Source organism: Bacillus sp. D7-8, assembly GCF_052055895.1.
Taxonomy (GTDB): Bacteria; Bacillota; Bacilli; order Bacillales; family Bacillaceae; genus Bacillus; species Bacillus velezensis.
Map to the genome: position 1 here is coordinate 1,539,699 of NZ_CP179922.1, position 26,142 is coordinate 1,565,840.

Sequence of the window (26,142 nt, forward strand, 5' to 3'; positions counted from 1 at the left end):
TATTATTCCTATCAAAAAACTCGGGTTGACTTCTGTTAGAATTGTGCTAAAATTTAGTACAAATCTAAAAAGCTTATCAAGAGCGGCTGAGGGACTGGACCGATGACGCCCGGCAACCTGCGTGTATTGCAAGGTGCCGCATCCAGAAAAATGCACAGCATTTTGAAGATAAGGGCTATACCGGGTCACTGTCTTTCATTCCGCTGGATTGAAAGTTTTTTATATAAAAAAAGATTGAGGGATAAGACAACCGGCAGAAAACAACAGCTGTTTGATTGTCTCCGGGAGGAGGAAAGGAAAAATGCTAACGTATGACACATGGGAAGAGCCGGCGATTACATTTCCGGAAGACGATTCCTATAAAGGCGCGCTGTCCGTTTTAAAATGGGCATACGGCCACTACGGAGACCAGCTTGTTTACGCGTGCAGCTTCGGGATTGAAGGCATCGTCCTGATCGATTTAATTTCTAAAGTAAAGAAAGATGCGGAAATCGTGTTTCTCGATACGGGTCTTCACTTTAAAGAAACATATGAAACGATCGAAAAAGTGAAAGAGCGTTACCCGGGACTGAACATTATCCTGAAAAAGCCCAGTCTTACTCTTGAAGAACAGGCCGAGGCTCACGGAGATAAACTGTGGGAAAGAGAACCGAACCAGTGCTGCTACATCAGAAAAATTCTGCCGTTAAGAGAAGCGCTCGCAGGGCATCCGGCATGGCTGTCCGGCCTTCGCCGGGATCAAGGGCCGAGCCGGGCGAATACGAATTTCCTGAATAAAGACGACAAGTTTCAATCGATTAAAGTATGCCCGCTGATCCATTGGACATGGAAAGACATCTGGAGATATACTTCCAAGCATGAGCTGGATTACAATATCCTCCATGATCAGGGGTATCCGAGCATCGGCTGTGAACCGTGCACTTCACCTGCGTTTACCGCGGAAGATTTGCGGAGCGGCAGATGGAACGGCATGGCGAAAACAGAATGCGGACTGCATGAATAAAGGAGCTGCACGATGGAATTAGCCGCTATTTTATTCTGCCTGTTTTTTGCCATGAATATCGGAGCAAGCGGAGCCGCGGCTTCAATGGGAGTCGCTTATGGGTCCGGCGCCGTTAAAAAGAAAACGTATGCGCTGATCATCTGCGCGGCCGGGGTCCTGTCAGGGGCGGTTATCGGCGGCGGAGAAGTCGTTAAGACGATCAGCGGCGGAATCATTCCCGAACAAACCATTACGCTCACCATTGTCTGCATTATTATCGGATCGGCGGCGCTATCGTTATTCACGGCGAATGTGCTCGGCATTCCGCTGTCGACGAGTGAGGTCACTGTCGGGGCGATTGTCGGTGTCGGCGTCGCGTACAAAGTATTGTTTTTACAGCATCTTTTAGTCATCGTGAGTTTTTGGGTGCTTGTACCGTTTGTCGCGTTCTGTTTCACGTTTCTCGTCTCGAAGGTATTCAGTTCTCTGAATATTCGAGTCATTTCGAATCGGAAACAGAAGATTTTAGGGATTGTGCTGCTGATTGCGGGGTTTTGGGAAGCTTTTTCAGCCGGAATGAACAATGTCGCAAATGCGGTGGGCCCATTGGTTGCTGCGGGCGTGCTCAGCGTGTCCAAAGGAACGCTGTACGGAGGCATCTTTGTCGCTCTCGGCGCTCTGCTTTTAGGACGCAAAGTGCTTGAAACCAACGGGAAAAAGATTACGAGATTTTCAGCCGGAGAAGGCATACTGCTTTCAGGAACCGGCGCGGGTCTTGTCATTATCAGTTCCGTCTTCGGTCTGCCGGTCCCATTGGCGCAAGTCACATCATCATCAATTATCGGTATCGGAATGGCCAAAAACGGGCCGAACGTTTTTCATAAAGAAGTCGTGAAAACGATGCTCAAAGTATGGGTCGTTTCACCGTTTTTGTCACTGTCGATTTCGTATTTGCTTGTCTCCCTGCTGTTAAAAGGAGATTACTATTCCATCTTTATGATGGCCAGCGTGCTTTTGGCAGCTGGCGGAGCCGCCAGTCTGATGAAAGCCATCCGAAAAGAGAAACGCTCTGTCCATGAACAAGGCGGAGGCATTTAACTATTAATCTGAGTTTATTTATCTGTTAACTGGGAGGAATCATGTATTATGAGTTTAGCACCGCACGGAGGAACATTAATTAATCGGGTAAATGAGCAGTATGATCTTACATCCGTCCAAAAAGAAATTGAGCTTGATTTGATTTCGTTCGCTGATTTAGAGCTGATCGGGATCGGGGGGTACAGCCCGATTGAAGGATTTTTCACAGAAAAAGATTACGTGTCAGTCGTTGAAAATATGCGTCTGGCATCCGGGGTTGTCTGGTCCCTGCCGATCACGCTTCCGGTCGATTCAGAAAAAGCGGCTGAGCTTGCCGTCGGCGACACGGTGAAACTGACTTACGGCGGAGAAACATACGGCGTAGTCGACATCGAAGATATTTATACGCCGGATAAACAAAAAGAAGCCGTTCACGTATATAAAACCGATGATGCAGCGCATCCGGGCGTGAAAAAATTATTTTCACGCGGCGATACGTATGTCGGCGGGCCGATCACATTAGTTAAAAAAGCGTCAAAGCAGTTTCCCGAGTTTACATTTGAACCTGCCGATACAAGACGAAGCTTCGAACAAAAGGGCTGGAAAACCATCGTCGGTTTCCAAACGAGAAATCCGGTCCACCGCGCCCACGAATATATCCAAAAAACCGCGCTTGAGACGGTTGACGGCCTGTTTTTGAACCCGCTCGTCGGTGAAACAAAATCAGATGACATTCCGGCGGATGTCAGAATGGAAAGCTACCAGGTGCTGCTCGATCATTATTATCCGAAAGACCGCGTGTTCCTCGGCGTATTTTTGGCGGCTATGCGGTATGCGGGGCCGAGAGAAGCCATTTTCCACGCCCTTGTCCGCAAAAACTACGGCTGCACGCATTTTATCGTCGGCCGCGATCATGCCGGCGTCGGTGATTACTACGGCACATATGAAGCGCAAGAGCTGTTTGATCAATTTACAGCGGATGAACTCGGGATTACACCGATGAAATTCGAGCACAGCTTCTTCTGCCAGAAATGCGGCAACATGGGAACGGCCAAAACATGCCCGCATGACAAAGAAGACCACGTCATTCTGTCAGGAACAAAGGTCAGAGAAATGCTGCGAAGCGGCGTCATGCCGCCGGCGGAATTCAGCCGTCCGGAAGTTGTCGAGGTGTTGATTAAAGGGCTGAAAACGAAAGAAGAAGCAGGCGTTTCTTAAGGAGGAAAATAGAGTGACAAATCGTGATATCGTGTGGCATGAAGCCTCAATAACGAAAGAAGAATACCAGCAGAAAAACAAGCATAAAAGCTCTATCCTCTGGCTGACGGGCTTAAGCGGTTCAGGAAAATCCACGATTGCAAACGCCGCAGCGCGCGAGCTGTTTGAACAAGGCTATCAAGTCATCGTGCTTGATGGTGATAACATCCGCCACGGCTTAAACAAGGACTTAGGTTTTTCCGATGATGACCGCAAGGAAAATATACGCCGCATCGGGGAAGTGGCGAAGCTTTTCGTTCAGCAGGGAACCATCGTCATCACGGCTTTTATTTCTCCGTTCCGTGAGGACAGAGATCAGGTGAGAGAGCTTGTGGCAGAGGGCGAATTTAATGAAATCTACGTGAAATGCGACCTCGATATATGTGAAAAGCGCGATCCGAAAGGTTTATATAAAAAAGCAAGAAATGGTGAAATTCCGTTCTTTACGGGGATCGACTCACCGTATGAAGAGCCGAAAGCGCCTGAGCTCGTACTTGATTCAGGCAAATGTGAACGCGAAGAATGCACCGGAAGACTGGTTGACTTTGTGAAAAACAGCTTAGCATAATAGGTCCAAAAAGGCCGCGCAATCAGCCGGATATCCCCCGCAATGGCGGGATATGGTAAAATAGCTGAAGTGCGGCCTCGCGGCTGTTCTGGGAAGATTTCAAAACGGATCGGGGAGACATGCTATGGGGAAAGTATTTATCGTTGGAGCCGGTCCGGGAGATCCGGACTTATTAACGGTGAAGGCAATGAAAGCCATACAGAAAGCGGACGTTATATTATATGACAGATTGGTAAGCAAAGAGATTTTACAATATGCCGGAGAAGAAGCGGATCTGATTTACTGCGGAAAGCTCCCGGATTTTCACATTATGAAACAGGATACGATCAACCGTTTCCTTGTGAAGTATGCGAAAAAGGGGAAAACCGTTGTAAGGCTCAAGGGAGGCGACCCGTTTGTTTTCGGCCGCGGAGGCGAAGAAGCGGAGGCTCTCGCACAAAACGCCATTCCGTTTGAGATCGTTCCCGGCATTACATCAGGAATCGCGGCTGCTGCTTATGCCGGCATTCCCGTGACGCACAGAGAGGCGAGCTCCAATGTCGCATTCGTTACGGGACATTATAAACAAGAAGACGACTTTGAAGAAAAATGGAAAGCGCTGGCGACGGGCATTGATACGCTGGTGATTTATATGGGAATTAAAAATATCCGGCAGATTGAAAGAATGCTGCTGGAAAACGGCAGAGACGCCGGCACCCCGGCAGCCTTTATTCATTGGGGAACGACGGACAGGCAAAAAACAGTCGTCTGCACCGTCGGCACGCTTTCAGACACAGTGATAAAAGAAGAAATCAAAAACCCGAGCTTAATTGTTATCGGCGATGTCGTCAATTATCACTGCAAACTGGACTGGTATGCATCTGAACAGAAAAATCTGGATTTGAGCGAGGCGTTGTAAATGAAGCAGGCGATTTTATACATCGGGCACGGAAGCAGGATGAAAAAAGCGCAGACAGAGTCGGCGGCGTTTTTAAAAGGGTGCATGCCGCACGCTGACGCTCCCATTCAGGAAATTTGTTTTTTAGAACTGCAGGAACCGTCTATTGAAGCGGGATTTGAAGCATGTGTCAGACAAGGCGCCACTCATATTGCGGCCGTGCCTTTGCTGCTGTTGACCGCTGCCCACGCAAAACATGACATTCCGGCTGAAATCGCCCGTGCGGCGGCCCTGCATCCCGATATAAAAGTGACATATGGTGTTCCGATCGGAGTGGACGATGAAGTCGTAAAAGCGGTGCATCATCGCATTGAAGATACCGGAGTGCCCATTGAGCAGGCGAAAGTGGTGCTGATCGGAAGAGGAAGCACAGATCCGGCAGTTAAGAACGCAGTCAGTGAGATTGCCGGAAAACTTGAGGCGATTACACCTGTTAAAGAAGTCATCCCTTGTTTTTTAACAGCATGTGATCCGCACTATAAAGAAGTGTTTGCCGGCCTTGAAGAGGATGACGGAGCACCCGTTTTTATCGTTCCATATCTTCTGTTTACCGGGCTTTTAATGACTGAGATTGAACGGGAAGTTCAAAAGCTTCAAACGGTCAATCAAAATGTTCATCTCGCTTCATACTTAGGTTTTCACCCGCATATTAAGCAGGCGTTTTTGAACCGTGTGTCAGAAGCTGTTCGAAACCCCGGCGGTCAGTTTGATTTTAAGGGGGGACAGTATGCTGCCTCTGCACATTAATTTAAGCGGAAAAAGAATTATCATCGCGGGCGGAGGCAATGTTGCCTTAAGAAGGCTCAAAACGGTGCTTCCGGAAGGCGCGGATATTACTGTAATCAGTCCCGATGCCCTGCCCGAAATTAAACAGCTGGCGGATGAAGGGCGCATCCGCTGGGTTTCCCGTAAAATTGAAATGAAGGATCTCGCGCCCGCTTTTTTCATCATTGCCGCGACAAATGACTGCAGCGTGAATCAGGAGATAGCCGCGAGCGCTTCTGAAACGCAGCTGGTCAATTGTGTAAGCGATGCTGAACAGGGCAGCGTGTATATGCCGAAGATCATCCGCAAAGGGCGCATTCAAGTATCCGTATCAACAAGCGGCGCAAGCCCGGCACATACGAAAAGACTGGCTGAGGACATAGAGCCTCTCATTACTGCTGATTTGGCTGAAGAAGTGGATCGATTATTTGAGAAAAGAAGAAGACTATAAAAAACACCTTGTCTGTCATCAGGCAGGGTGTTTTTTATACTGTCCTCACAGTCCCCGAATGTGAACAATTCAAAACGAAAGCGGGCAGTTTGAACGGTATATGCCGACAAGCGGTCAGGATTGCGAAGTGATGCGGAATATGTATCTGATCCCAATGCCGCCTGGATTCCGCCCGCATACAAAGGAAAGGTCAGAGACCCGGCATGATTATATTGATATTGACTGCTCGGATGTGCTCAGGTGCGGCGAGTGAAGGTGACAGTATCCGCCGCCAAATCAGGTGTGACCGCTTTAATCAGAGACGGCCCCCGGCGGATCAGGCAGACATGACGGGAAACTGATCAGATACTGTATAGATGGTTCTGACGGCTGGGAGAGTGTCGTCTCCGTTTATAAGTAATAAAAAACACCTCCAAGCTGAGTGCGGGTTTCAGCTTGGAGGTGCGTTTATTTTTTCAGCCGTATGACAAGGTCGGCATCAGGTGTGACAAATACGGTATGCTGGCTGTCATAGGTGACAAATCCGGGCTTTGCGCCGTTTGGCTTTTTCACGTGTCTGATTTTTGTATAATCAACGGGAACGGAGCCGGAATCTTTCGCCTTGGAAAAATAAGCGGCGATCGCAGCCGCCTCCAGTATGGATTGTTCATCCGGATCGTTGCTTTTAATCACAACGTGGGAACCCGGAATGTCTTTCGTGTGGAACCATAAATCATCCCTTGCGGCAGCTTTTGTCGTTAAGTACTCATTTTGTTTATTGTTTTTGCCGACAAGAATCGTCAATCCCCGTGAAGATTCATATTGCTCCAAAACAGGAACGTGCTGCTTCTGTTTTTTCTGTCCTCGCTGCTGTTTCGGTCGCAGATATTTGCCTTCCACAAGCTCCTCCCTTATTTCGTGAATATCCTTTGTGGAGGCGGAGGAGAGCTGCTGGATCAGCTGATCGAAATAAGCGATTTCCTCCTCGGCCAGACGGATCTGTTGTTTTACCACCTCGACGGAATTCTTCGCCTTTTGGTACTTTGTAAAATACATCTGCGCGTTTTCTGACGGTGTTTTGTTCGGATTTAAAGGGATGGTCACTGTCTTACTTTCTTCATCATAATAATTGATGACTTCCGCTTCTTTGTCACCTTTTTTCAGCATATACAAATTCGCCGTCAGCAGTTCGCCGTATAGCTGGAATTCCTTCGCATTTTCTGAGTAGTCGAGCGTCTTTTCCAGCTTTTTTATCTTATTGGCGTTCTTTTTCCGTTCATTTGCGACAAACCGCTCGAGATCCTGAGCCTGCTGTTTGACGCGGTCGCGTTCCGCCTTGCCGAAATAAAACCGGTCCAACAGCTCACTCAGTGAGTGAAAGGTGCGCTCCTCTCCGTTTACATGTGTGAGAGACAGGAGATAAAAGTATTCCTTTCCGCCGGCTGTCGTAATGTTCGGTGTAAACCTGCAATCTTTCACGGCATGGAACATTTCAATCAGCGTCTTCGGCAGCGTTATTTTGTTAGCGAGACCCGCTCTGTGCACGGCTTCTTTTGCAAACAGCGGAGAAACACCGGAGAAGTGTCTGACGATCTGCTGGTCAAGCCGTCCTTCCTGAAAACTGAGATAACGCAAAACGTCCTCTTCATCCGCGGCAAGCGGCGAAATTTTTTCCTGAGCGGGAGGAAGCTTGTAATCATAGCCCGGCAGAACGGTCCGGTAGCTGTTCATCGACGGAGATAAATGTTTCAGCCCGTCGATGATGGCTCCTTCTCCGTCAGTCAGAATAATATTGCTGTGCCGTCCCATAATTTCCACATACAGTGTTCTGACGGTTTCGTCGCCGATTTCATTTCTGCTTTTTATCCGGAATATCATAATCCGGTCTAATCCGGCCTGTTCTATTTTCTCAATAAATCCGCCTTCTATATGCTTTCTGAGCAGCATACAAAACATCGGCGGCTCGCTCGGATTTTCATAGGCCTGGTTTGTCATGTGCACCCGTGAATAGCTCGGATGCGCCGATAATAATAATTTATGGTTTTTTCCGTTAGCGCGGATATGAAATATCACATCGTGCTTAAAAGGCTGATGGACTCTCGTAATCCGGCCTCCGGCGATCCGGCTGTTTAATTCATGTGTCATTCCGTATGTAAACATGCCATCAAAAGACATATAAAACACCCTTTCCTTCTTCCTGCATTCGATAATTATAGCATGAAAAGGGACGAGTCAGAATAAGCTTGTTTACAGAGTGACATCTCTAAAGCGAGGCAGGGGAGTGGACGAGAAGAATGAAGTTTCATGAAATGGGACAAACCGATTTGCTGAAAGCAACAAATACGTCCATTAAACAGGGGTTGACCGAAAAAGAGGTGAAAAAACGCCTTGAAAAGCACGGACCGAACGAGCTTCAGGAGGGCAAGAGGACACCGGCGATCGCCGTGTTTTTCGCCCAATTTAAAGATTTTATGGTGCTCGTGCTGCTGGCGGCAACCTTAATATCCGGGTTTTTAGGCGAATATGTAGATGCCGTAGCGATTATGGCGATTGTATTTGTCAATGGGGTTCTCGGTTTTTTTCAAGAGCGGCGGGCGGAAAAGTCTTTACATGCATTAAAAGAGCTGTCAACGCCGTATGTGTCAGCGTTGCGGGACGGGAGCTGGAAGAAAATTCAGTCCAAGGAGCTCGTTCCCGGCGATATCATGAAATTTTCAAGCGGCGACCGGATTGGCGCGGATGTGCGGATTGTTGAAGCGAAAAGCCTTGAAATTGAGGAATCGGCGCTGACCGGGGAATCAATTCCGGTGGTTAAACAAGCTGATAAACTGAGAAAGCCGGATGTTTCGTTAGGCGACATCAGCAATATGGCGTTTATGGGTACGATCGTAACGCGCGGCAGCGGTGTCGGCGTCGTCGTCGGTACAGGAATGAATACGGCAATGGGGAAAATCGCCGATATGCTGGAATCCGCCGGCAGCCTTTCAACACCGCTGCAGCGAAGACTTGAAGAGCTCGGCAAAATTTTAATTATCGTCGCGCTCCTTTTAACGGTATTGGTCGTTGCAGTCGGCGTCTTACAGGGACATGAGCTTTACAGCATGTTTTTGGCCGGGGTGTCATTGGCCGTCGCCGCGATTCCGGAAGGGCTTCCCGCCATTGTTACGGTGGCATTATCAATCGGCGTCCAGCGCATGATCAAACAAAAATCAATTGTCAGAAAGCTCCCGGCGGTTGAAACATTGGGCTGCGCCTCTGTCATTTGTTCTGATAAAACCGGCACGCTGACACAAAACAAAATGACCGTCACCCATATGTGGTCAGGGGGAAAAACATTTAAAGTGTCAGGCATCGGCTATGAGCCGGAGGGCGTTTTCACCCGAGATGAGCGGGAAATCAAGCCGAAAGATGAGAAGATTCTTGAACAGATGCTGGTTTTCGGCGCGTTGTGCAACACATCCGAAATCGCACTGAAAGACGGCCATTATGTACTCGACGGCGATCCGACAGAAGGAGCGCTGCTGACGGCTGCAAGAAAGGGCGGCTATTCAAACGATTGGCTCAGCGGGCACTACCGCGTGGTTGCCGAGTTTCCGTTTGACTCCGTCCGCAAAATGATGACCGTCATTGTAGAGGATCGGGAAAAAAAGCAGTTCGTCATCACTAAAGGAGCGCCCGATGTGCTGATTGACCGCTCGTCACATCTGATGTACGACGCAAGAAGCGCGCCATTTTCAGGAGAAAAGAAAGCAGAAACGGAAGCGGTTCTGAAAGAGCTGGCGTCGCAAGCTTTGCGTACGATCGCGATTGCTTATAAACAGCTTAAGCCCGGAGAAAAGCCGACAATGGAGCAGGCGGAAAAAAATCTGACGATACTCGGCTTGTCAGGCATGATTGATCCGCCCCGTCCAGAGGTCAGACAGGCGATTAAAGAATGCCGTGAAGCCGGCATTAAAACGGTTATGATCACAGGGGATCACGTCGAAACGGCAAAGGCCATTGCAAAAGATTTGCGTCTTCTTCCGAAAAAGGGGCGTGTGATGGACGGCAAGACGCTGAATGAGCTTACGGAGAAAGAACTTATCGAAACAGTCGATGATGTCTACGTCTTCGCACGTGTGTCGCCTGAACATAAATTGAAAATTGTCAAAGCGTTCCAGGAAAACGGACACGTCGTCGCCATGACGGGAGACGGGGTTAATGACGCGCCGGCCATAAAGCAGGCAGATATCGGTGTTGCCATGGGCGTGACGGGAACGGATGTGGCAAAGGAAGCCTCTTCTCTCATTCTGGTAGATGATAACTTTGCTACGATTAAATCAGCCATAAAAGAGGGACGGAATATCTATGAAAATATAAGAAAATTCGTCCGTTATTTGCTCGCCTCCAACGTCGGTGAAATTTTAGTGATGCTGTTTGCGATGCTTCTCGCTCTGCCGCTGCCGCTCGTTCCGATTCAGATACTGTGGGTGAACTTAGTCACTGACGGGCTGCCGGCGATGGCCCTCGGTATGGATCAGCCGGAAGGAGACCTGATGAGGCGGAAGCCGCGGCACCCGAAAGAAGGAGTGTTTGCGAGAAAACTGGGCTGGAAAGTCGTATCAAGAGGGTTTTTAATCGGAGCTGCAACCATTTTAGCGTTTATCATCGTCTATCACCGCAATCCTGAAAATCTGCCCTACGCACAGACCGTTGCATTCGCGACTCTTGTCCTGGCTCAGCTTATACACGTGTTTGACTGCCGGAGCGAAACGTCTGTTTTCTCCCGGAATCCGTTTGAAAATATCTATCTGCTCGGGGCCATCATTTCTTCTATCTTCCTGATGGTCATCGTCATCTATTATCCGCCGCTGCAGCCGATTTTCAAAACAGTGCCGATTACGCCGGGCGATTGGATGCTGATTATCGGTATGTCGGGCATACCTACTTTTTTGCTGGCGGGTTCACTTTTGACAAGAAAAAAATAATTCCATATGATATAATCTTAGGGGTAATAGCATGTCTATTGCCCTTTTATTTTGATAACGGGAAAGAATTGGGTGTTTCATATGATACGGAGTATGACAGGCTTCGGCAGCGCAAGCAGCACAAAAGGCGATCTCTCGGCAACCGTTGAATTGAAATCCGTCAATTACAGGTTCAAAGAAGTGAACGCCCGCCTGCCACGGCCTTTGCTATATGTAGAGGATAAGCTGAAACAAACGATATTGCAGCATATACAGCGCGGAAGAGTAGAGCTGTTTCTCACTGTAAACAGTGACGCGCTCATAAAAAGAAGCCTGAACATCGATTGGGAGCTCCTTGATGAATATGTGAGCGCCGCACGCGTCATGAAAGAGCGCTACAGCCTGGCCGCAGAACCCGATGCAATGGAGTTCTTTAAATTTGAACATATTGCGCAGATACACGAAGAACAGATGCGTGATGACAAGCTTGAAGAAGTCATCAGGGAAGCCGCTGAGCTGGCTGTAAAGGAACTTTGTGACATGAGGGAAAAAGAAGGACGGCTTTTGGCGGAAGACTGCTTTCTGCACATTGAGCGGCTTGAGACGCTGTCCGAACAGGTGAAAGAGCGCGCTTCGGCCGTTGTTATTCAATACCGCGAGCGTCTTTACGCCCGAATGAAGGAATGGACGGAGGATGCGCTCGACGAAAGCAGGCTGATCACGGAATGCGCCATTTTCGCCGATCGTTCTGATATAACGGAAGAAATTACCAGGTTGAAGAGCCATTTTGTTCAATTCCGTGATATATTAAAAGAAGGCGGGGCAGTCGGCCGCAAACTTGATTTCCTTGTTCAGGAGCTTAACCGAGAAGCGAACACGATCGGCTCAAAAGCCAATGATCATCAAATCACAAAGCTTGTCGTTGAAATGAAAAGTTCTATTGAAAAATTGAAGGAACAAGTGCAAAATATAGAATAGCGACTGTGCGTATTGTTTACAGACGGCCTCTTCAGGTTACACTAGAGACGTCTATTTTACAGGGGGAACGTAGAAGATGACGATTAAACTGATTAATATCGGATTTGGCAATATCATCTCCGCCAATCGGATGATTTCGATTGTCAGCCCGGAGTCTGCGCCAATAAAGCGAATGATCCAGGATGCAAGAGACCGCGGAATGCTAATAGACGCTACATACGGACGAAGAACCCGTGCAGTTGTCGTCATGGATAGTGATCACATTATCTTATCTGCCGTCCAGCCTGAGACAGTTGCACACAGACTTTCTGTGAAAGAAGAAATTATGGATGAAGGGCAGGGGTAATTGCCGCATGAAAGAAAGAGGGTTATTAATCGTTCTCTCAGGTCCCTCCGGAGTTGGAAAAGGAACGGTTCGGCAAGCAATATTTTCACAACAGGACACGAAATTTGAATACTCAATTTCAGTCACGACGAGAAACCCGAGAGAGGGCGAGGTCGATGGCGTCGATTATTTCTTTAAATCTAGAGATGAATTCGAACGCATGATTGAAAACAACAAACTGCTTGAGTGGGCAGAATATGTCGGCAACTATTACGGAACGCCCGTTGATTATGTCGAACAGACGCTTCAAGAAGGAAAAGACGTCTTCTTAGAGATTGAAGTGCAGGGCGCGCTCCAAGTGCGGAATGCATTTCCGGAAGGCCTGTTTATCTTCTTAGCGCCGCCGAGTCTTTCTGAGCTGAAAAACAGAATCGTGACAAGAGGAACTGAAACCGACGATTTAATCGAAAACAGAATGAATGCCGCAAAAGCTGAAATCGAAATGATGGACGCGTATGATTATGTCGTTGAAAACGACGATATCCAAACGGCTTGTGATAAGATTAACGCAATCGTTCTCGCCGAGCACTTAAAACGTGAACGCGTCGCTCCGAGATATAAGAAAATGCTGGAGGTAGAATAACTTATGTTAGATCCGTCAATTGACTCTTTAATGAATAAATTAGATTCTAAATATACGCTGGTGACCGTGTCTGCAAGACGCGCGCGTGAAATGCAGATCAAAAAAGACCAGCAGATTGAACATACCATTTCTCACAAATATGTAGGCAAAGCTTTAGAAGAAATTGACGCGGGCCTGCTTTCGTTTGAAAGAGAAGACAGCGAATAACAAGCACACGTAGCAACCTATCTCTACATAGGTTGTTATTTTTTTCCGTTTGGGATTTGTCCAATGCTTTCATAAAGGGGAGAAGACTTCATGAAAAACCGAAACATTTTGCTATGCGTAAGCGGAGGAATTGCCGTTTATAAAGCTTCCGCACTCACGAGCAAGCTGGTTCAGGCCGGCGCAAACGTCAAAGTGATTATGACTGAGTCCGCGCGTGAGTTTGTTTCTCCGCTGACATTTCAGGCGCTGAGCCGGAATGAAGTGTATACAGATACATTTAATGAACAAAATCCGAAGGTGATTTCTCATATTGATGCCGCTGACTGGGCGGATTTAATTATTGTCGCGCCCGCTACGGCAAATATCATCGGCAAGCTTGCCAACGGAATTGCTGACGATATGCTCACAACGACGGTGCTGGCGGCTGAGGCCCCGGTTTGGGTGGCGCCTGCGATGAATGTCCATATGTATGATCATCCGGCGGTGAAACGGAACATCTCTGTGCTTTATCAGGACGGGGTCCGCTTTATCGAGCCGAGTGAAGGCTATTTGGCATGCGGATATGTCGGCAAAGGAAGGCTGGAGGAGCCGGAGCTTATTGTTGAGCGTGTCAGAGAGCATTTTAAGGAGCCTGAAGACGATGCGCCGCTGAAAGGAAAACATATTGTCATTACGGCCGGTCCGACGCGCGAAGCCGTGGACCCTGTCCGCTTCTTCACAAATAAATCCACCGGCAAAATGGGCTACGCCGCTGCTGAAGCCGCCGTCCGTCTCGGGGCGCGGGTGACGCTGATTTCAGGCCCGGTGTCAATAGAGCCGCCAGTCGGGCTGTATCAGTTTCTTCCTGTGCAATCGGCAGCCGATATGAGAGAAGCCGTGCTTTCTGTGTTTGATTCATGCGACATGGTGATTAAGACGGCGGCCGTGGCCGATTTTACGCCGGCGGCTGTTTCTGATCACAAAATGAAGAAGAAAGACGGTTCGCTCGTGATCGAATTCAACCGTACGGCAGACATACTGAAAGAACTCGGCGAACGGAAAACACACCAGCTGCTGGTCGGATTTGCGGCTGAAACGCAAGACGTCGAACGCTATGCGCGCAGAAAACTCGAACAGAAAAACCTTGATATGATCGTTGCGAATGATGTGAAAGCAGAAGGGGCCGGATTTGGCACGGATACGAATGTCGTCACCTTCTATTTCCGGGACGGAAGAAAACGGGAGCTTGCGCTTATGTCTAAACTTGACGTTTCCTTTGAAATGCTGAAGGAAATGACCGCTTTGAAAGCCGGGGACCGAAAACCCGTATGAATGTAGCAGAAGTCATTGTCGATGTCAGCTCCAAAAACATTGACAGACCCTTTGATTACAAAATTCCCGATCATTTAAAAGGGATGATCGAAGTCGGCATGCGGGTGATTGTCCCGTTTGGCCCGCGCAAGCTTCAAGGATTTGTGACCGGTTTGAAAGAATCGTCTGAATTAAACGGCGGCTCAATGAAGGAAGTCGAGAAGCTTCTTGATTTGACGCCCGTTCTGACTGAGGAACTGATGCAGCTGTCTTCATGGCTTTCTGACAAAACGCTGTCGTTTAAAATCACGGCGCTTCAGGCAATGCTGCCCGCCGCACTGAAGGCGAAGTACGAGAAAGAGCTGAAAGTCGTTGACGAAGAAGCGCTGACACCGGACATCAAACAGCTTTTCAGGAATCAAAAAAGTCTTCTGTACTCGGATATTACCGATGAAAGCATTCTTTCGTCACTTCAAAAATTCGTGCGCAAAGGAAGCATTGATGTCACATATAAAGTCGCCCAAAAAACGAATAAAAAAATGATCCGCATGATCGAAGCGGGGGCGGACAAAGAAGAACTCGCCCGGCACGCAGATGCATTGACAAAGCAGGCTTCTAAACAGCTCACCGTGCTTACTTATTTTATCGGCGGGGGAGCAAAGATTTCCGCGGCCGAGCTTTGCAAAAAGACCGATTCCAGTTCCGCGACGCTGAAAACGCTTCTTAAAAAGGGGCTTCTTACGGAAAGCTTTGAGGAGGTTTACCGCGATCCTTATCAGGACAGAATGTTCAAAAAAACAGAGCCGCTCTCTCTTACAGAAGAGCAGCAGGCCGCTTTTGAGCCGATTAAACAAGCTGTAGCCGATCATGTCCATCACGTCTTTCTGCTTCACGGCGTCACGGGAAGCGGCAAAACGGAAATTTACCTGCAATCCATTGAAAAAGTGCTGGCAAAAGGACAAGAAGCCATCGTGCTCGTTCCGGAAATCTCGTTGACACCGCAAATGGTCAACCGTTTTAAAGGCCGCTTCGGCTCACAGGTTGCGGTCATGCACAGCGGATTATCCACAGGTGAAAAATACGATGAATGGCGGAAGATTCAGCGCAAGGAAGTCCGGCTTGTCGTCGGAGCCAGATCGGCCATCTTTGCCCCGTTTGAAAATCTCGGCATGATCATTATTGATGAAGAGCACGAATCTTCCTATAAGCAGGAGGAAATGCCGCGGTATCATGCAAAGGACGTAGCCATCCGCCGGGCCGAGCATCACAGCTGTCCGGTCGTCCTCGGGAGCGCCACGCCGACATTGGAGTCATTTGCGCGGGCGAAAAAAGGCGTTTATGAGCTGCTTCCATTAAAACATCGCGTAAATCGCCAGCTCATGCCTGACGTTTCTCTCGTTGATATGAGAGAAGAACTGAGAAACGGCAACAGATCAATGTTTTCAAGAGAACTGATGGAACAGCTGGAAGAGAAGCTTGCAAAAAAAGAGCAGGCCGTCCTTTTTCTGAATAAACGGGGGTATTCCTCGTTTGTGATGTGCCGGGACTGCGGTTATGTGCCGCAATGTCCGCATTGCGACATTTCGATGACTTATCACCGCTACGGACAAAGGCTGAAATGCCATTACTGCGGCCATGAGGAACCTGTCCCGGGAACATGCCCGGAATGCGGCAGCGAACATATCCGCTTTTTCGGCACGGGAACGCAGCGTGTGGAGGAGGAGCTTACCAAAGTGCTGCCTCAGGCGCGCGTGATCAGGATGGATGTGGACACCACTTCAAGAAAAGGCGCCCATGAAAAACTGTTGTCAGCGTTCGGTGAAGGGAAGGCGGATATCCTGCTCGGTACGCAAATGATCGCAAAAGGGCTTGATTTTCCGAACGTGACGCTCGTCGGAGTATTAAGCGCAGATACGACGCTTCACATCCCTGATTTCAGGGCCGCGGAGAAGACATTCCAGCTGCTGACGCAGGTAAGCGGCCGGGCCGGGCGGCATGAAAAGCCGGGAACGGTGGTCATTCAAACGTATACACCGTCTCATTACAGCATTCAGCTGACGAAAACGCACGACTATGAAACTTTTTTTCAGCAGGAAATGGCGCACAGAAGGGCCCAGTCATACCCGCCTTATTATTACGTGGCGCTGGTGACCGTTTCTCATGAAGAAGCGGCAAAAGCCGCGGTCACCGCAGAAAAGATTACAAACTATTTAAGGGCGGGATGCGGGCCTGATACGAAAATTCTCGGGCCGGCGGCTTCCCCGATCGCCAGGATCAAAGATAGATATCGCTATCAATGCGTGATAAAATACAGACAGGAAAACGAGTTGCAGATTCAGTTGAAAAAGATACTGGAGCACTATAAACGCGACATTGCGCAAAAGCATGTCATGATTTCAATCGATATGAATCCGTACATGCTGATGTAACATTAGTTTTTGGAGGGCAAAATTTTGGCTGTAAAAAAAATCGTCACACACCCGGCGGAGGTTCTGGAAACACCTGCCGATGAAGTGACAGTGTTTGATAAAAAATTAAAAAAACTGCTTGACGATATGTACGATACGATGCTCGAAATGGATGGCGTCGGTCTCGCCGCGCCGCAAATCGGCATTTTAAAAAGAGCGGCCGTCGTGGACATCGGTGAAGAAAGCGGCCGGATCGACCTTGTAAATCCGGTTATTCTTGAAAAGAGCGGTGAACAGACCGGAGTCGAGGGCTGTTTAAGCTTTCCAGGGGTTTACGGCGATGTCACCCGCCCGGATTACGTAAAGGTAAAAGCCTATGACCGTAAAGGAAAACCGTTTATTTTAGAAGCGGAGGGTTTTTTGGCCAGAGCCGTTCAGCATGAAATGGATCATTTAGACGGCATTTTATTCACATCAAAAATTACGGCTTACTACACTGAAGAAGAACTGGCAGAAATGGAAGGATGATTGGATGACAAGGATCGTTTTTATGGGAACGCCCGATTTTTCAGTTCCCGTCCTGCGCACGCTTATTGAAGACGGGTATGAAGTGGTTGGTGTCGTTACGCAGCCTGACCGCCCGAAAGGCAGAAAAAAAATCATGACGCCCCCTCCTGTTAAGGCTGAAGCTGAACGTCACGGCATTCCCGTGCTTCAGCCCGAAAAAGTAAGGCTCGAAGAAGAAATAGAAAAAGTGCTCAGCCTGAAGCCGGACCTGATTGTTACGGCGGCATTCGGACAGATCCTGCCCAAGCAGTTGCTGGACGGCCCGAAATACGGCTGTATCAACGTACACGCGTCACTATTGCCTGAATTAAGAGGCGGAGCGCCGATACATTATTCGATTCTCCAAGGCAAGAAGAAAACGGGCGTGACAATCATGTATATGGTTGAAAAGCTTGATGCGGGCGATATGATTTCGAAAATCGAAGTGGAAATTGATGAAACGGATAACGTCGGCACGCTTCACGACAAATTAAGCATAGCGGGGGCAAAGCTTTTGTCAGAGACCGTCCCGAACGTCATTTCCGGAAATATTAAACCGATCAAACAGGACGAATCAAAAGCGACTTACGCGCCTAACATTAAGCGTGAGCAGGAGCGGATTGATTGGGCAAAGCCCGGAGAAGAGATCTACAACCAGATCAGAGGTTTAAACCCTTGGCCTGTCGCCTATACAACTTTGAACGGTCAAAATATGAAAGTATGGGCTTCTGAAAAAGTTGCGGCAAAAACTGAAGCTGCGCCCGGAACAGTCATCCGCACGGAGCAAAACGGCATTGTCGTCGCATCAGGAAACAGCACCGCCCTTTTAATCACAGAGCTGCAGCCGGCGGGAAAAAAACGGATGAAGGGCGAAGATTTTGTAAGAGGCAAAAATGTGCAGCCCGGTGACGTGTTAGGAGAAGCAAATGAAGAAAATTAATGTCCGGGAGCTCGCCCTTGAAGCGCTTGAGAAGCTTGAGCAAAATCAGGCATACAGCAACCTGCTTCTTACATCGGTTATCAAAACGAACACGCTCAGCGATCAGGACAGAGGACTGCTGACAGAGCTTGTCTACGGAACGCTGCAAAATAAAATCGCCTTAGACTACATGCTGAAGCCTTTTATCCGCAAGCCGAATAAAGTGAAGTCATGGGTGATTCAGCTGCTTCGTCTGTCCGCGTATCAAATGGAGTATTTAGAAAAAATACCGGATCGCGCCGCCATTCATGAAGCGGTTGAGATCGCCAAAAAACGCGGGCATAAGGGCATTGCGTCCTTTGTCAACGGCATCCTCCGCTCCCTGCAGCGTGAAGGTGTGCCGTCATTCGCTGAAATTGAAGACCCGGTTCTCCGTCTTTCCACAGAGACAAGCCATCCCGAGTGGCTCGTAAAAGAGTGGGTCGAGGCGTACGGCTTTGAGGCAGCTGAAAAGATCTGCCGGATTCATCTCATTCCGCCGAAGCAGACGCTCCGTGTCAATCACATAAAGAGCGACAGGGAAACGGTGCTGAATGAGATGGAGAATGCCGGTCTTGAAGCTGAAGCCGGAGACCTTTCTCCTGATGCGATTAAGCTTTTAAAAGGAAGCATCGCGAACACGGCATTTTTCCAAAACGGCCGGGTATCCATACAGGATGAAAGCTCAATGCTTGTCGCGCGGGCGCTGGACCCGAAGCCGGGCGAAACCGTTTTAGACGCATGCGCCGCACCGGGCGGAAAGTCGGCTCACATTGCGGAACTGATGGAGAACGAGGGGAGCCTCACATCGCTTGATCTTCACCGCCATAAAGTGAAGCTGATTAAAGAGGGCGCAGAACGGCTCGGGCTTACGATCATCGACGCGCAAACGATGGATGCGCGAAAAGCGGGAGAGGCCTTTGGCGCAGAACGGTTTGACCGTGTTCTCGTTGATGCCCCTTGCTCAGGTTTCGGCGTCATCAGAAGAAAACCCGATATGAAATATACGAAGACGCCGGAGGACAGCAGACGGCTGTCAGAAATCCAGCTCGGCATTTTAAGGGAAATCGCCCCATTAGTAAAAAAAGGTGGCACACTCGTATACAGTACGTGTACAATGGACCGGACAGAAAATGAAGAAGTTATGCATGCGTTTATACAAGAACACCCTGAGTTTGAACCCGATTTGTCTCTTGAAAAGCGGCTGCCTGAAAAGGCGAGACCCTTTGTTCAGGATGGAAGCCTTCAAATTCTTCCGCATTATTTCGGAACAGACGGTTTCTTTATTAGCAGCATGAGAAAGAAGGGATAAAAAATGACACAATTAAAAAAGACAAGCGTACGGAAAGAGCTGCGGACTGAGCAGCCGTCCATTTACTCTTTTGAATTAGATGAAATCAAACAATGGCTGACCGAGAATGGCGAAAAGCCGTTCCGCGCAGCACAGATTTTTGAATGGCTTTATGAGAAGCGGGTTTCTTCATTTGATGAAATGACAAACCTCTCAAAAAGCCTGCGTGAAAAACTCGAGAGCAATTTTGTGCTGACAACGCTGAAAACGGCTGTAAAACAGACATCTCAAGACGGCACGATGAAATTTTTATTTGAGCTTCATGACGGTTATACGATCGAAACGGTTTTAATGAGACACGAGTATGGTAATTCTGTATGTGTAACGACACAGGTCGGCTGCCGGATCGGCTGCACATTTTGCGCGTCAACGCTCGGCGGACTGAAACGGAATCTTGAAGCGGGAGAAATCGTCGCTCAAGTCGTGAAAGTGCAAAAGGCGCTTGATGAAACGGATGAACGCGTCAGCTCAGTCGTCATCATGGGAATCGGAGAGCCGTTTGATAATTTCAATGAAATGCTCGCTTTCTTAAAAATCATTAACCATGATAAAGGGCTGAACATCGGAGCGCGTCATATCACAGTTTCCACCAGCGGAATCATTCCGAAGATTTACGATTTCGCCGATCAAAAAATGCAGATCAATTTCGCGATTTCTCTGCATGCTCCGAATACGGAAATCAGAAGCCGTCTGATGCCGATTAACAAAGCCTATAAGCTTCCTGACCTTATGGAGGCCGTCAAATATTACATCGAGAAAACAGGCAGACGGATCAGCTTTGAATACGGGCTGTTCGGCGGCGTAAATGATCAGGTCGAACATGCAGAAGAGCTTGCAGAACTGTTAAAAGACGTGAAATGCCATGTCAATTTAATTCCGGTAAACTATGTGCCTGAACGGGATTACGTCCGCACACCGAGAGATCAGATTTTCGCATTCGAAAAAACGTTAAAATCCCGCGGTGTAAATGTCACGATCAGAAGAGAGCAAGGCCATGACATTGACGCGGCCTGCGGTCAGCTTCGCGCGAAGGAGCGTCAAGACGAGACGAGGTGAAGAGGTTGATTACAGCCTTGAAAACAGATACAGGTAAAGTCCGCCGGCATAATGAAGATGCGGCGGGCATTTTCACAAAAGAAGACGCGGTGCTTGCGGTTGTCGCCGACGGCATGGGCGGTCATCTTGCCGGAGATGTAGCGAGCAGGATGGCGGTTGCGGCGATGGAAGAGCAGTGGAACCGGACCGAAACGGTTCCTTCTCTGCCGTCTGCTTGCGAGGATTGGCTGAAAGACCGGATTCATGAGGCGAATGTCAAAGTACATGACCACGCTAAAGCGAATGAAGAATGCCGGGGTATGGGCACCACTGTTGTTTGCGCCTTATTCACCGGGAAGTTTGTCACTGTGGCTCATATCGGTGACAGCCGGTGCTACCTGCTTCAAGAGGGGGAATTCACTCAGCTGACTGAAGACCATTCGCTTGTGAATGAGCTGGTCAAGACAGGAGAAATTTCGAAAGAGGACGCCGAGCACCATCCGCGGAAAAATGTATTGACGAGAGCGCTGGGGACAGATGAAACCATCAGTCCCGACGCCCGTTCTTTTGAACTGTCTGACGGCGATCAGCTGCTTTTATGCTCTGACGGACTGTCAAATAAAATAGAAGATCACGAGATCAAACAAATGCTTCAAGCCGAATTTGATCCTCAGGAAAAAGTAGACCTTCTCATCAGCAAAGCGAATCAAAACGGCGGCGAAGATAACATCACGGCTGTGTTGATTGAGTTTTCCGCAGATGCAAAAGAGGGTGAAGACAAGTGCTAACCGGCAAGCGGATCAGCGGGCGTTATCATATCCTCCGGCCCATTGGCGGCGGCGGAATGGCAAACGTTTTTTTAGCTGAGGACATCATTCTCGAACGTGAAGTCGCAATTAAAATTCTGCGGTTTGACTTTGTGAATGACATTGATTTTATCAGGCGTTTCAGAAGAGAAGCACAGTCGGCATCAAGCCTCGATCATCCGAATATCGTCAGTATTTACGATATCGGGGAGGAAGGCGATATTTATTACATTGTCATGGAATATGTGGAAGGCATGACATTAAAGGAATACATAAACGCACACGGACCGCTTCATCCGAAAGAAGCGCTGTCCGTTATGGAGCAGATCGTCTCGGCCATCGCCCATGCCCATCAAAACCATATCGTGCACCGGGATATTAAACCGCACAATATATTGATAGATCATTTAGGGCATATCAAGGTGACGGATTTCGGCATCGCCACAGCGCTTACGTCTACGACAATCACACATACGAATTCTGTGCTGGGCTCGGTTCATTATTTGTCTCCGGAGCAGGCGAGAGGCGGTCTGGCAACGAAAAAATCAGATATTTACGCGCTCGGCATCGTGCTGTTTGAGCTTTTAACAGGTAAAATCCCTTTTGACGGAGAATCAGCCGTCAGTATAGCGCTAAAGCATCTGCAAACAGAAACGCCTTCCGCCAGAAAGTGGAACCCTTCCATTCCGCAGAGCGTCGAAAACATTATTTTAAAGGCAACCGCTAAAGACCCGTTTCACCGCTATGAAAGCGCCGAGGACATGGAAGCGGACATCAGAACGGCTTTTGACGCCGGCAGGCTGAATGAACAAAAATTTTCCGTGCAGGATGATGAGGAAATGACAAAAGCCATTCCCGTTATTACTGACGGCGCAAAAGCCGCGCCTCAGGCGGAAACGCCGGGGGAGACGGATGATAAGGAACAGCAGCCCGCCAAAAAGAAAAAACGGAAATGGCCGTGGGTTTTGCTGGCCGTCTGTTTCATTTTCATTATGGCGGCTGTTCTTGCGGTCACCGTGTTTCCGTCTTTATTTATGCCTAAAGATGTAAGCGTCCCCGACGTACGGGGCATGAAGTACGAAAAAGCGGAAGCCCTGCTTGAAAAGAACGGGCTCCGGGCGGATCCTGATATAACGGACATTGAAGATGAAAAAATAGAAGAGGAATTAATGGTCAAAACGGACCCAAAAGCGGGGTCTACCGTTAAAGAAGGCTCTTCTGTAAAACTGTACAAAAGCATCGGAAAACCGAAAACCCAGCTGATCGACGTGAAAGGACGGCAGATCGGCGACGCAAAAAAAGCGCTGAAGGAAAAAGGCTTCAAACATGTCAATGTCAAAGAAGAGAACGATGACAGCGAGGCCGGCACCGTAATTGATCAGAACCCGTCAGCCGGCACCGACATGGTCGCAAGCGACGATGAAGTCAATCTAACGGTCAGCCTCGGCCCGGCGGACGTTACGCTGAGGGACTTAAAGACTTACAGCAAAGAAGCGGCTTCAGGGTATCTTGAAGATAACGGCCTGCAGCTTGTTGAAAAACAAGCCCATTCAGATGACGTGCCGGAAGGACAAGTCATGAAGCAAGAGCCGGCAGCCGGCACTGCGGTTAAGCCGGGAAGTAATGTTGAAGTGACGTTCTCGCTCGGACCTGAAGAAAAACCGGCGAAAACGGTAAAAGAAAAAATCAGCATTCCTTACGAACCCGAACATGAAGGGGACGAGCTTGAAGTGCAAATCGCCATCGATGATAAGGACCACAGCATCTCTGATACGTATGACTCATTTAAAATAAAAGAGCCGACTGAAAAAACAATCGAACTGAAGATTGATCAGGGACAGAAGGGGTATTATCAAGTGATGGTCGATCATAAAGTCGTCAGCTACAAAACGATTGAATACCCGAAAGATAATGATTGACAAGGAGGGACCCTATGCCTGAGGGCAAAATTATAAAAGCGTTAAGCGGATTCTATTATGTCTTGGATGAATCACAGGACAAGATCATTCAATGCAGGGGCCGGGGCATTTTCAGAAAAAATAAAATAACGCCCCTGGTCGGCGATTATGCCGTTTATCAGGCTGAAAATGATAAAGAAGGCTACCTGCTGGAAATCAAAGAACGAACAAACGAGCTGATCAGGCCGCCGATTTCAAATGTCGATCAGGCCGTTCTTGTCTTTTCTGCCGTTCAGCCGGCGTTCAGCACGTCTTTATTGGACCGTTTTCTCGTCCTTGTGGAAGCCAACGGCATTCACCCGATCATCTGCATAACCAAAATGGACTTAGCTGCAGACGGGGAATCGAAAGAGGCGATACTTTCTTACGTGAAAGACTATCAGGCGATCGGTTATGACGTATATGTGACGTCATCAAAAGAAAACAGCGGTTTAACAGGCATTGTGAAACACTTCGAGAACAAAACAACGGTGTTTGCCGGTCAGTCCGGAGTCGGAAAATCTTCGCTTTTAAATGCGATCAGCCCGGAGCTTGAGCTGAAAACAAACGAGATTTCCACGCATTTGGGACGCGGAAAACATACGACGCGCCATGTGGAGCTCATTCATACATCAGGCGGTCTGGTTGCGGATACTCCGGGGTTCAGTTCGCTTGAATTTACCGGCATTGAGGAAGAAGAGCTGGGCAGCACGTTCCCTGAGATCAGAGAAATAAGCGCCTCTTGCAAATTCAGAGGCTGTCTGCATCTTAAAGAGCCGAAATGCGCGGTAAAGCAAGCGGTGGAAGAAGGAGAGATTCAGCCGTACCGCTATGAGCATTACAAAGAATTTATGCAGGAAATAAAAGAGAGAAAGCCGAGGTATTAATATGATTAAGGTTGCGCCATCAATTCTTTCCGCCGATTTTGCTTCACTGGGCGAGGAAATTAAAGACGTGGAAAAAGGAGGGGCGGACTATATCCATATTGATGTCATGGATGGCCATTTCGTCCCTAACATTACAATCGGGCCGCTTATCGTTGAAGCCGTCCGTCCGGTGACTGATCTGCCGCTGGATGTCCATCTTATGATTGAAAACCCGGACCGCTACATCCCGGCATTCGCAAAAGCCGGTGCGGACATCCTTTCCGTTCATGCTGAGGCGTGTCCGCATCTTCACCGGACCATTCAATTAATAAAAGAGCAGGGGGTAAAAGCGGGAGTTGTGCTCAATCCGCATACGCCCGTCCAAATGATTGAACATGTGATCGAGGAGCTTGACCTTGTGCTGTTAATGACGGTTAACCCCGGTTTTGGCGGACAGCGCTTCATTCATTCGGTTCTGCCGAAAATCCGTCAGGTCAAACAGCTGGCTGAGGAGAAAGGCCTGTCTGAGCTTTTAATCGAGGTGGACGGAGGCGTTAATATAGAAACAGCTCCTTTATGCACTGAAGCGGGCGCCAACCTGCTTGTTGCCGGGTCTGCCGTATATAATCAGCCGGATCGGAAAAAAGCCATCGCTGACATCCGAAACGCGTAATAAACATGCTGAAAAAGAGCCCGGTGAAAGCCGCCGGCTCTTTTCGCGTCTAAGAGAGAGGAAAACATATGAAGACAATCAATATCGTTGCGGGCGGCCCGCGGGAGCTTATTCCCGATCTATCCGAATACACTGACGGAGATACGACGTGGGTCGGAGTCGATAAAGGGACGGTTGCTCTTTTGGAAGCCGGAATCATTCCGCAGGAAGCTTTCGGTGATTTTGACAGCATTACGGAAGAGGAGCTCATGCAGATTCAAAAAGCGGCGCCGGCCCTCCATGTGTATCAGGCGGAAAAAGATTATACCGATCTTGAACTCGCCCTTGACTGGGCTTTACAAAAAGAACCGGAAACCATTCGGATATTCGGTGTGACGGGCGGAAGAGCCGATCACTTTTTAGGGAACATCCAGCTGCTGTATAAAGCCTTACATAAGAATACCGATCTCAAGCTGATCGATCGGCAGAATGACATTCAGATGTTCGGGCCCGGCCGTTATACAATTGAAGAAAAAGCGCGCAGACGCTATATTTCTTTCATTCCGTTTACGGAAGCGGCAGACGGCCTGACACTCGACGGTTTTAAATATCCCCTTGATAATTGTCATATTCCTCTGGGTTCCACACTATGTATTAGTAACGAACTCATTCATTCACGAGGTACTTTTTCGTTTGCAAAAGGCATATTAATAATGGTAAGGAGCGCGGATTAGAAAAGCGGCTTCTGCCATATGCGGAAAAAACCATGAATCCTAAAGTGATGAACGCAGCGGATACGGGACTTATAGGAGGGGACAAAATGAAATTTTATACCATTAAATTGCCGAAGTTTTTAGGAGGAATTGTCCGGGCGATGCTGGGCTCATTTAGAAAAGAGTAAGCCCAAGAAGCTGAAATTGCCCTCTTTGAACGCATAAAAAACGCCTGCCGCATAAAAGGGCAGGCGTTCATTTTTGCTTATACACGCTCAACTTTACCGGATTTTAAAGCCCGGGCAGATACATACACTTTTTTAGGTTTGCCGTCAACAAGGATGCGGACCTTTTGAAGGTTGGCGCCCCAAGTACGCTTAGAAGCGTTCATTGCGTGAGAACGGTTGTTTCCGGCTTTTGTTTTTTTACCTGTAATAAAACATTTACGTGCCATTTGTTTCCCTC

Annotated in this window: 26 protein-coding genes and 1 riboswitch; of the genes, 24 read left to right on the plus strand and 2 right to left on the minus strand. The window is 48.5% G+C overall.

Translation table 11 applies throughout. The features are described 5' to 3' along the window. The first annotated feature begins 70 nt into the window (after nt 1–70). A riboswitch (SAM riboswitch) is annotated at nt 71–175 on the plus strand. A gap of 126 nt (nt 176–301) precedes the next feature. The 7 genes from ACKTRM_RS07825 to ACKTRM_RS07855 all read left to right on the plus strand — a co-directional run bounded on the left by ACKTRM_RS07825 (nt 302) and on the right by ACKTRM_RS07855 (nt 6,037). Then, nucleotides 302–1,003 carry a phosphoadenylyl-sulfate reductase gene (locus tag ACKTRM_RS07825; RefSeq protein WP_003154369.1) on the plus strand — a complete coding sequence of 234 codons (702 nt, stop codon included), beginning with the start codon at nt 302–304 and terminating at the stop codon, nt 1,001–1,003. Between the two features lie 12 nt (nt 1,004–1,015). Then, nucleotides 1,016–2,080: an inorganic phosphate transporter gene (locus ACKTRM_RS07830; RefSeq protein WP_012117522.1), complete on the plus strand. Its 1,065-nt coding sequence runs from the start codon at nt 1,016–1,018 to the stop codon at nt 2,078–2,080. A 48-nt stretch (nt 2,081–2,128) separates the two neighbouring features. Then, complete coding sequence (gene sat, locus ACKTRM_RS07835; RefSeq protein WP_012117523.1) at nt 2,129–3,277, plus strand: sulfate adenylyltransferase; 1,149 nt, start codon at nt 2,129–2,131, stop codon at nt 3,275–3,277. 13 nt (nt 3,278–3,290) lie between these two features. Then, nucleotides 3,291–3,884: an adenylyl-sulfate kinase gene (gene cysC, locus ACKTRM_RS07840; RefSeq protein ID WP_007611313.1), complete on the plus strand. Its 594-nt coding sequence runs from the start codon at nt 3,291–3,293 to the stop codon at nt 3,882–3,884. Between the two features lie 124 nt (nt 3,885–4,008). Continuing rightward, the gene (gene cobA / locus ACKTRM_RS07845; RefSeq protein ID WP_007409740.1) at nt 4,009–4,782 is read left to right on the plus strand and encodes a uroporphyrinogen-III C-methyltransferase; all 774 of its coding nucleotides are present in this window, start codon (nt 4,009–4,011) and stop codon (nt 4,780–4,782) included. Beyond that, the gene (locus ACKTRM_RS07850) at nt 4,783–5,568 is read left to right on the plus strand and encodes a sirohydrochlorin chelatase (RefSeq protein WP_012117524.1); all 786 of its coding nucleotides are present in this window, start codon (nt 4,783–4,785) and stop codon (nt 5,566–5,568) included. Next, nucleotides 5,549–6,037, plus strand: a complete 489-nt coding sequence (locus ACKTRM_RS07855; RefSeq protein WP_012117525.1) for a precorrin-2 dehydrogenase/sirohydrochlorin ferrochelatase family protein — start codon at nt 5,549–5,551, stop codon at nt 6,035–6,037. Before ACKTRM_RS07850 ends, ACKTRM_RS07855 begins: the two co-directional genes overlap by 20 nt. 447 nt (nt 6,038–6,484) lie before the next feature. On the opposite strand, the gene ACKTRM_RS07860 is transcribed toward ACKTRM_RS07855, so the two are convergent. Continuing rightward, on the minus strand, nt 6,485–8,191 hold the full coding sequence (locus ACKTRM_RS07860) for an Rqc2 family fibronectin-binding protein (protein WP_041482252.1): 1,707 nt from the start codon (nt 8,189–8,191) through the stop codon (nt 6,485–6,487). Between the two features lie 119 nt (nt 8,192–8,310). Between ACKTRM_RS07860 and ACKTRM_RS07865 the strand changes: the two genes are divergently transcribed. From ACKTRM_RS07865 to spoVM, 17 genes are all read left to right on the plus strand, one after another. After that, complete coding sequence (locus ACKTRM_RS07865) at nt 8,311–10,983, plus strand: calcium-translocating P-type ATPase, SERCA-type (RefSeq protein ID WP_012117527.1); 2,673 nt, start codon at nt 8,311–8,313, stop codon at nt 10,981–10,983. An 81-nt stretch (nt 10,984–11,064) separates the two neighbouring features. Beyond that, entirely contained in the window at nt 11,065–11,940 is an 876-nt protein-coding gene (locus tag ACKTRM_RS07870; RefSeq protein ID WP_007409745.1) for a YicC/YloC family endoribonuclease, read from the plus strand. Between the two features lie 76 nt (nt 11,941–12,016). Then, on the plus strand, nt 12,017–12,286 hold the full coding sequence (gene remA / locus ACKTRM_RS07875; RefSeq protein ID WP_003154355.1) for an extracellular matrix/biofilm regulator RemA: 270 nt from the start codon (nt 12,017–12,019) through the stop codon (nt 12,284–12,286). Between the two features lie 7 nt (nt 12,287–12,293). Next, the gene (gene gmk, locus ACKTRM_RS07880; RefSeq protein WP_003154347.1) at nt 12,294–12,908 is read left to right on the plus strand and encodes a guanylate kinase; all 615 of its coding nucleotides are present in this window, start codon (nt 12,294–12,296) and stop codon (nt 12,906–12,908) included. 3 nt (nt 12,909–12,911) lie between these two features. Next, nucleotides 12,912–13,115 (plus strand): DNA-directed RNA polymerase subunit omega, encoded by a 204-nt coding sequence (rpoZ, locus tag ACKTRM_RS07885; RefSeq protein ID WP_003154346.1) that lies wholly within the window; start codon nt 12,912–12,914, stop codon nt 13,113–13,115. 90 nt (nt 13,116–13,205) lie between these two features. Then, the gene (coaBC, locus tag ACKTRM_RS07890) at nt 13,206–14,426 is read left to right on the plus strand and encodes a bifunctional phosphopantothenoylcysteine decarboxylase/phosphopantothenate--cysteine ligase CoaBC (RefSeq protein ID WP_012117528.1); all 1,221 of its coding nucleotides are present in this window, start codon (nt 13,206–13,208) and stop codon (nt 14,424–14,426) included. Then, nucleotides 14,423–16,834, plus strand: coding sequence for a primosomal protein N' (gene priA, locus ACKTRM_RS07895; protein WP_012117529.1), 2,412 nt, complete (start codon nt 14,423–14,425; stop codon nt 16,832–16,834). The genes coaBC and priA overlap by 4 nt, the downstream gene beginning before the upstream one ends. A 24-nt stretch (nt 16,835–16,858) precedes the next feature. Next, nucleotides 16,859–17,341, plus strand: coding sequence for a peptide deformylase (gene def / locus ACKTRM_RS07900; RefSeq protein ID WP_012117530.1), 483 nt, complete (start codon nt 16,859–16,861; stop codon nt 17,339–17,341). Nucleotides 17,342–17,345: 4 nt separating this feature from the next. Continuing rightward, nucleotides 17,346–18,299 carry a methionyl-tRNA formyltransferase gene (gene fmt, locus ACKTRM_RS07905; RefSeq protein WP_012117531.1) on the plus strand — a complete coding sequence of 318 codons (954 nt, stop codon included), beginning with the start codon at nt 17,346–17,348 and terminating at the stop codon, nt 18,297–18,299. Next, complete coding sequence (gene rsmB, locus ACKTRM_RS07910; RefSeq protein WP_012117532.1) at nt 18,286–19,629, plus strand: 16S rRNA (cytosine(967)-C(5))-methyltransferase RsmB; 1,344 nt, start codon at nt 18,286–18,288, stop codon at nt 19,627–19,629. The genes fmt and rsmB overlap by 14 nt, the downstream gene beginning before the upstream one ends. Nucleotides 19,630–19,632: 3 nt before the next feature. Then, nucleotides 19,633–20,724, plus strand: a complete 1,092-nt coding sequence (gene rlmN, locus ACKTRM_RS07915) for a 23S rRNA (adenine(2503)-C(2))-methyltransferase RlmN (protein WP_003154339.1) — start codon at nt 19,633–19,635, stop codon at nt 20,722–20,724. A gap of 5 nt (nt 20,725–20,729) precedes the next feature. Next, complete coding sequence (locus ACKTRM_RS07920; RefSeq protein WP_041482191.1) at nt 20,730–21,491, plus strand: Stp1/IreP family PP2C-type Ser/Thr phosphatase; 762 nt, start codon at nt 20,730–20,732, stop codon at nt 21,489–21,491. Continuing rightward, nucleotides 21,485–23,428 (plus strand): Stk1 family PASTA domain-containing Ser/Thr kinase, encoded by a 1,944-nt coding sequence (gene pknB / locus ACKTRM_RS07925; protein WP_012117534.1) that lies wholly within the window; start codon nt 21,485–21,487, stop codon nt 23,426–23,428. The genes ACKTRM_RS07920 and pknB overlap by 7 nt, the downstream gene beginning before the upstream one ends. A gap of 14 nt (nt 23,429–23,442) precedes the next feature. Next, nucleotides 23,443–24,333: a ribosome small subunit-dependent GTPase A gene (gene rsgA, locus ACKTRM_RS07930; protein ID WP_012117535.1), complete on the plus strand. Its 891-nt coding sequence runs from the start codon at nt 23,443–23,445 to the stop codon at nt 24,331–24,333. Between the two features lies 1 nt (nt 24,334). Beyond that, nucleotides 24,335–24,985, plus strand: a complete 651-nt coding sequence (gene rpe, locus ACKTRM_RS07935) for a ribulose-phosphate 3-epimerase (RefSeq protein ID WP_012117536.1) — start codon at nt 24,335–24,337, stop codon at nt 24,983–24,985. 68 nt (nt 24,986–25,053) lie between these two features. After that, complete coding sequence (locus ACKTRM_RS07940; protein WP_012117537.1) at nt 25,054–25,698, plus strand: thiamine diphosphokinase; 645 nt, start codon at nt 25,054–25,056, stop codon at nt 25,696–25,698. 86 nt (nt 25,699–25,784) lie between these two features. Continuing rightward, nucleotides 25,785–25,865, plus strand: coding sequence for a stage V sporulation protein SpoVM (gene spoVM / locus ACKTRM_RS07945; protein WP_003154329.1), 81 nt, complete (start codon nt 25,785–25,787; stop codon nt 25,863–25,865). 77 nt (nt 25,866–25,942) lie between these two features. On the opposite strand, the gene rpmB is transcribed toward spoVM, so the two are convergent. Beyond that, nucleotides 25,943–26,131, minus strand: a complete 189-nt coding sequence (gene rpmB, locus ACKTRM_RS07950; protein WP_003154328.1) for a 50S ribosomal protein L28 — start codon at nt 26,129–26,131, stop codon at nt 25,943–25,945. Between the last annotated feature and the right edge of the window lie 11 nt (nt 26,132–26,142).

Coding starts and splice junctions, on each gene's coding strand:
- ACKTRM_RS07825 (WP_003154369.1), top strand. CDS start 302: ATGCTAACGTATGACACATGGGAAGAGCCGGCGATTACATTTCCGGAA.
- ACKTRM_RS07830 (WP_012117522.1), top strand. CDS start 1,016: ATGGAATTAGCCGCTATTTTATTCTGCCTGTTTTTTGCCATGAATATC.
- sat (WP_012117523.1), top strand. CDS start 2,129: ATGAGTTTAGCACCGCACGGAGGAACATTAATTAATCGGGTAAATGAG.
- cobA (WP_007409740.1), top strand. CDS start 4,009: ATGGGGAAAGTATTTATCGTTGGAGCCGGTCCGGGAGATCCGGACTTA.
- ACKTRM_RS07850 (WP_012117524.1), top strand. CDS start 4,783: ATGAAGCAGGCGATTTTATACATCGGGCACGGAAGCAGGATGAAAAAA.
- ACKTRM_RS07855 (WP_012117525.1), top strand. CDS start 5,549: ATGCTGCCTCTGCACATTAATTTAAGCGGAAAAAGAATTATCATCGCG.
- ACKTRM_RS07860 (WP_041482252.1), bottom strand. CDS start 8,191: ATGTCTTTTGATGGCATGTTTACATACGGAATGACACATGAATTAAAC.
- ACKTRM_RS07865 (WP_012117527.1), top strand. CDS start 8,311: ATGAAGTTTCATGAAATGGGACAAACCGATTTGCTGAAAGCAACAAAT.
- ACKTRM_RS07870 (WP_007409745.1), top strand. CDS start 11,065: ATGATACGGAGTATGACAGGCTTCGGCAGCGCAAGCAGCACAAAAGGC.
- remA (WP_003154355.1), top strand. CDS start 12,017: ATGACGATTAAACTGATTAATATCGGATTTGGCAATATCATCTCCGCC.
- gmk (WP_003154347.1), top strand. CDS start 12,294: ATGAAAGAAAGAGGGTTATTAATCGTTCTCTCAGGTCCCTCCGGAGTT.
- rpoZ (WP_003154346.1), top strand. CDS start 12,912: ATGTTAGATCCGTCAATTGACTCTTTAATGAATAAATTAGATTCTAAA.
- coaBC (WP_012117528.1), top strand. CDS start 13,206: ATGAAAAACCGAAACATTTTGCTATGCGTAAGCGGAGGAATTGCCGTT.
- priA (WP_012117529.1), top strand. CDS start 14,423: ATGAATGTAGCAGAAGTCATTGTCGATGTCAGCTCCAAAAACATTGAC.
- fmt (WP_012117531.1), top strand. CDS start 17,346: ATGACAAGGATCGTTTTTATGGGAACGCCCGATTTTTCAGTTCCCGTC.
- rsmB (WP_012117532.1), top strand. CDS start 18,286: ATGAAGAAAATTAATGTCCGGGAGCTCGCCCTTGAAGCGCTTGAGAAG.
- rlmN (WP_003154339.1), top strand. CDS start 19,633: ATGACACAATTAAAAAAGACAAGCGTACGGAAAGAGCTGCGGACTGAG.
- rsgA (WP_012117535.1), top strand. CDS start 23,443: ATGCCTGAGGGCAAAATTATAAAAGCGTTAAGCGGATTCTATTATGTC.
- rpe (WP_012117536.1), top strand. CDS start 24,335: ATGATTAAGGTTGCGCCATCAATTCTTTCCGCCGATTTTGCTTCACTG.
- ACKTRM_RS07940 (WP_012117537.1), top strand. CDS start 25,054: ATGAAGACAATCAATATCGTTGCGGGCGGCCCGCGGGAGCTTATTCCC.
- spoVM (WP_003154329.1), top strand. CDS start 25,785: ATGAAATTTTATACCATTAAATTGCCGAAGTTTTTAGGAGGAATTGTC.
- rpmB (WP_003154328.1), bottom strand. CDS start 26,131: ATGGCACGTAAATGTTTTATTACAGGTAAAAAAACAAAAGCCGGAAAC.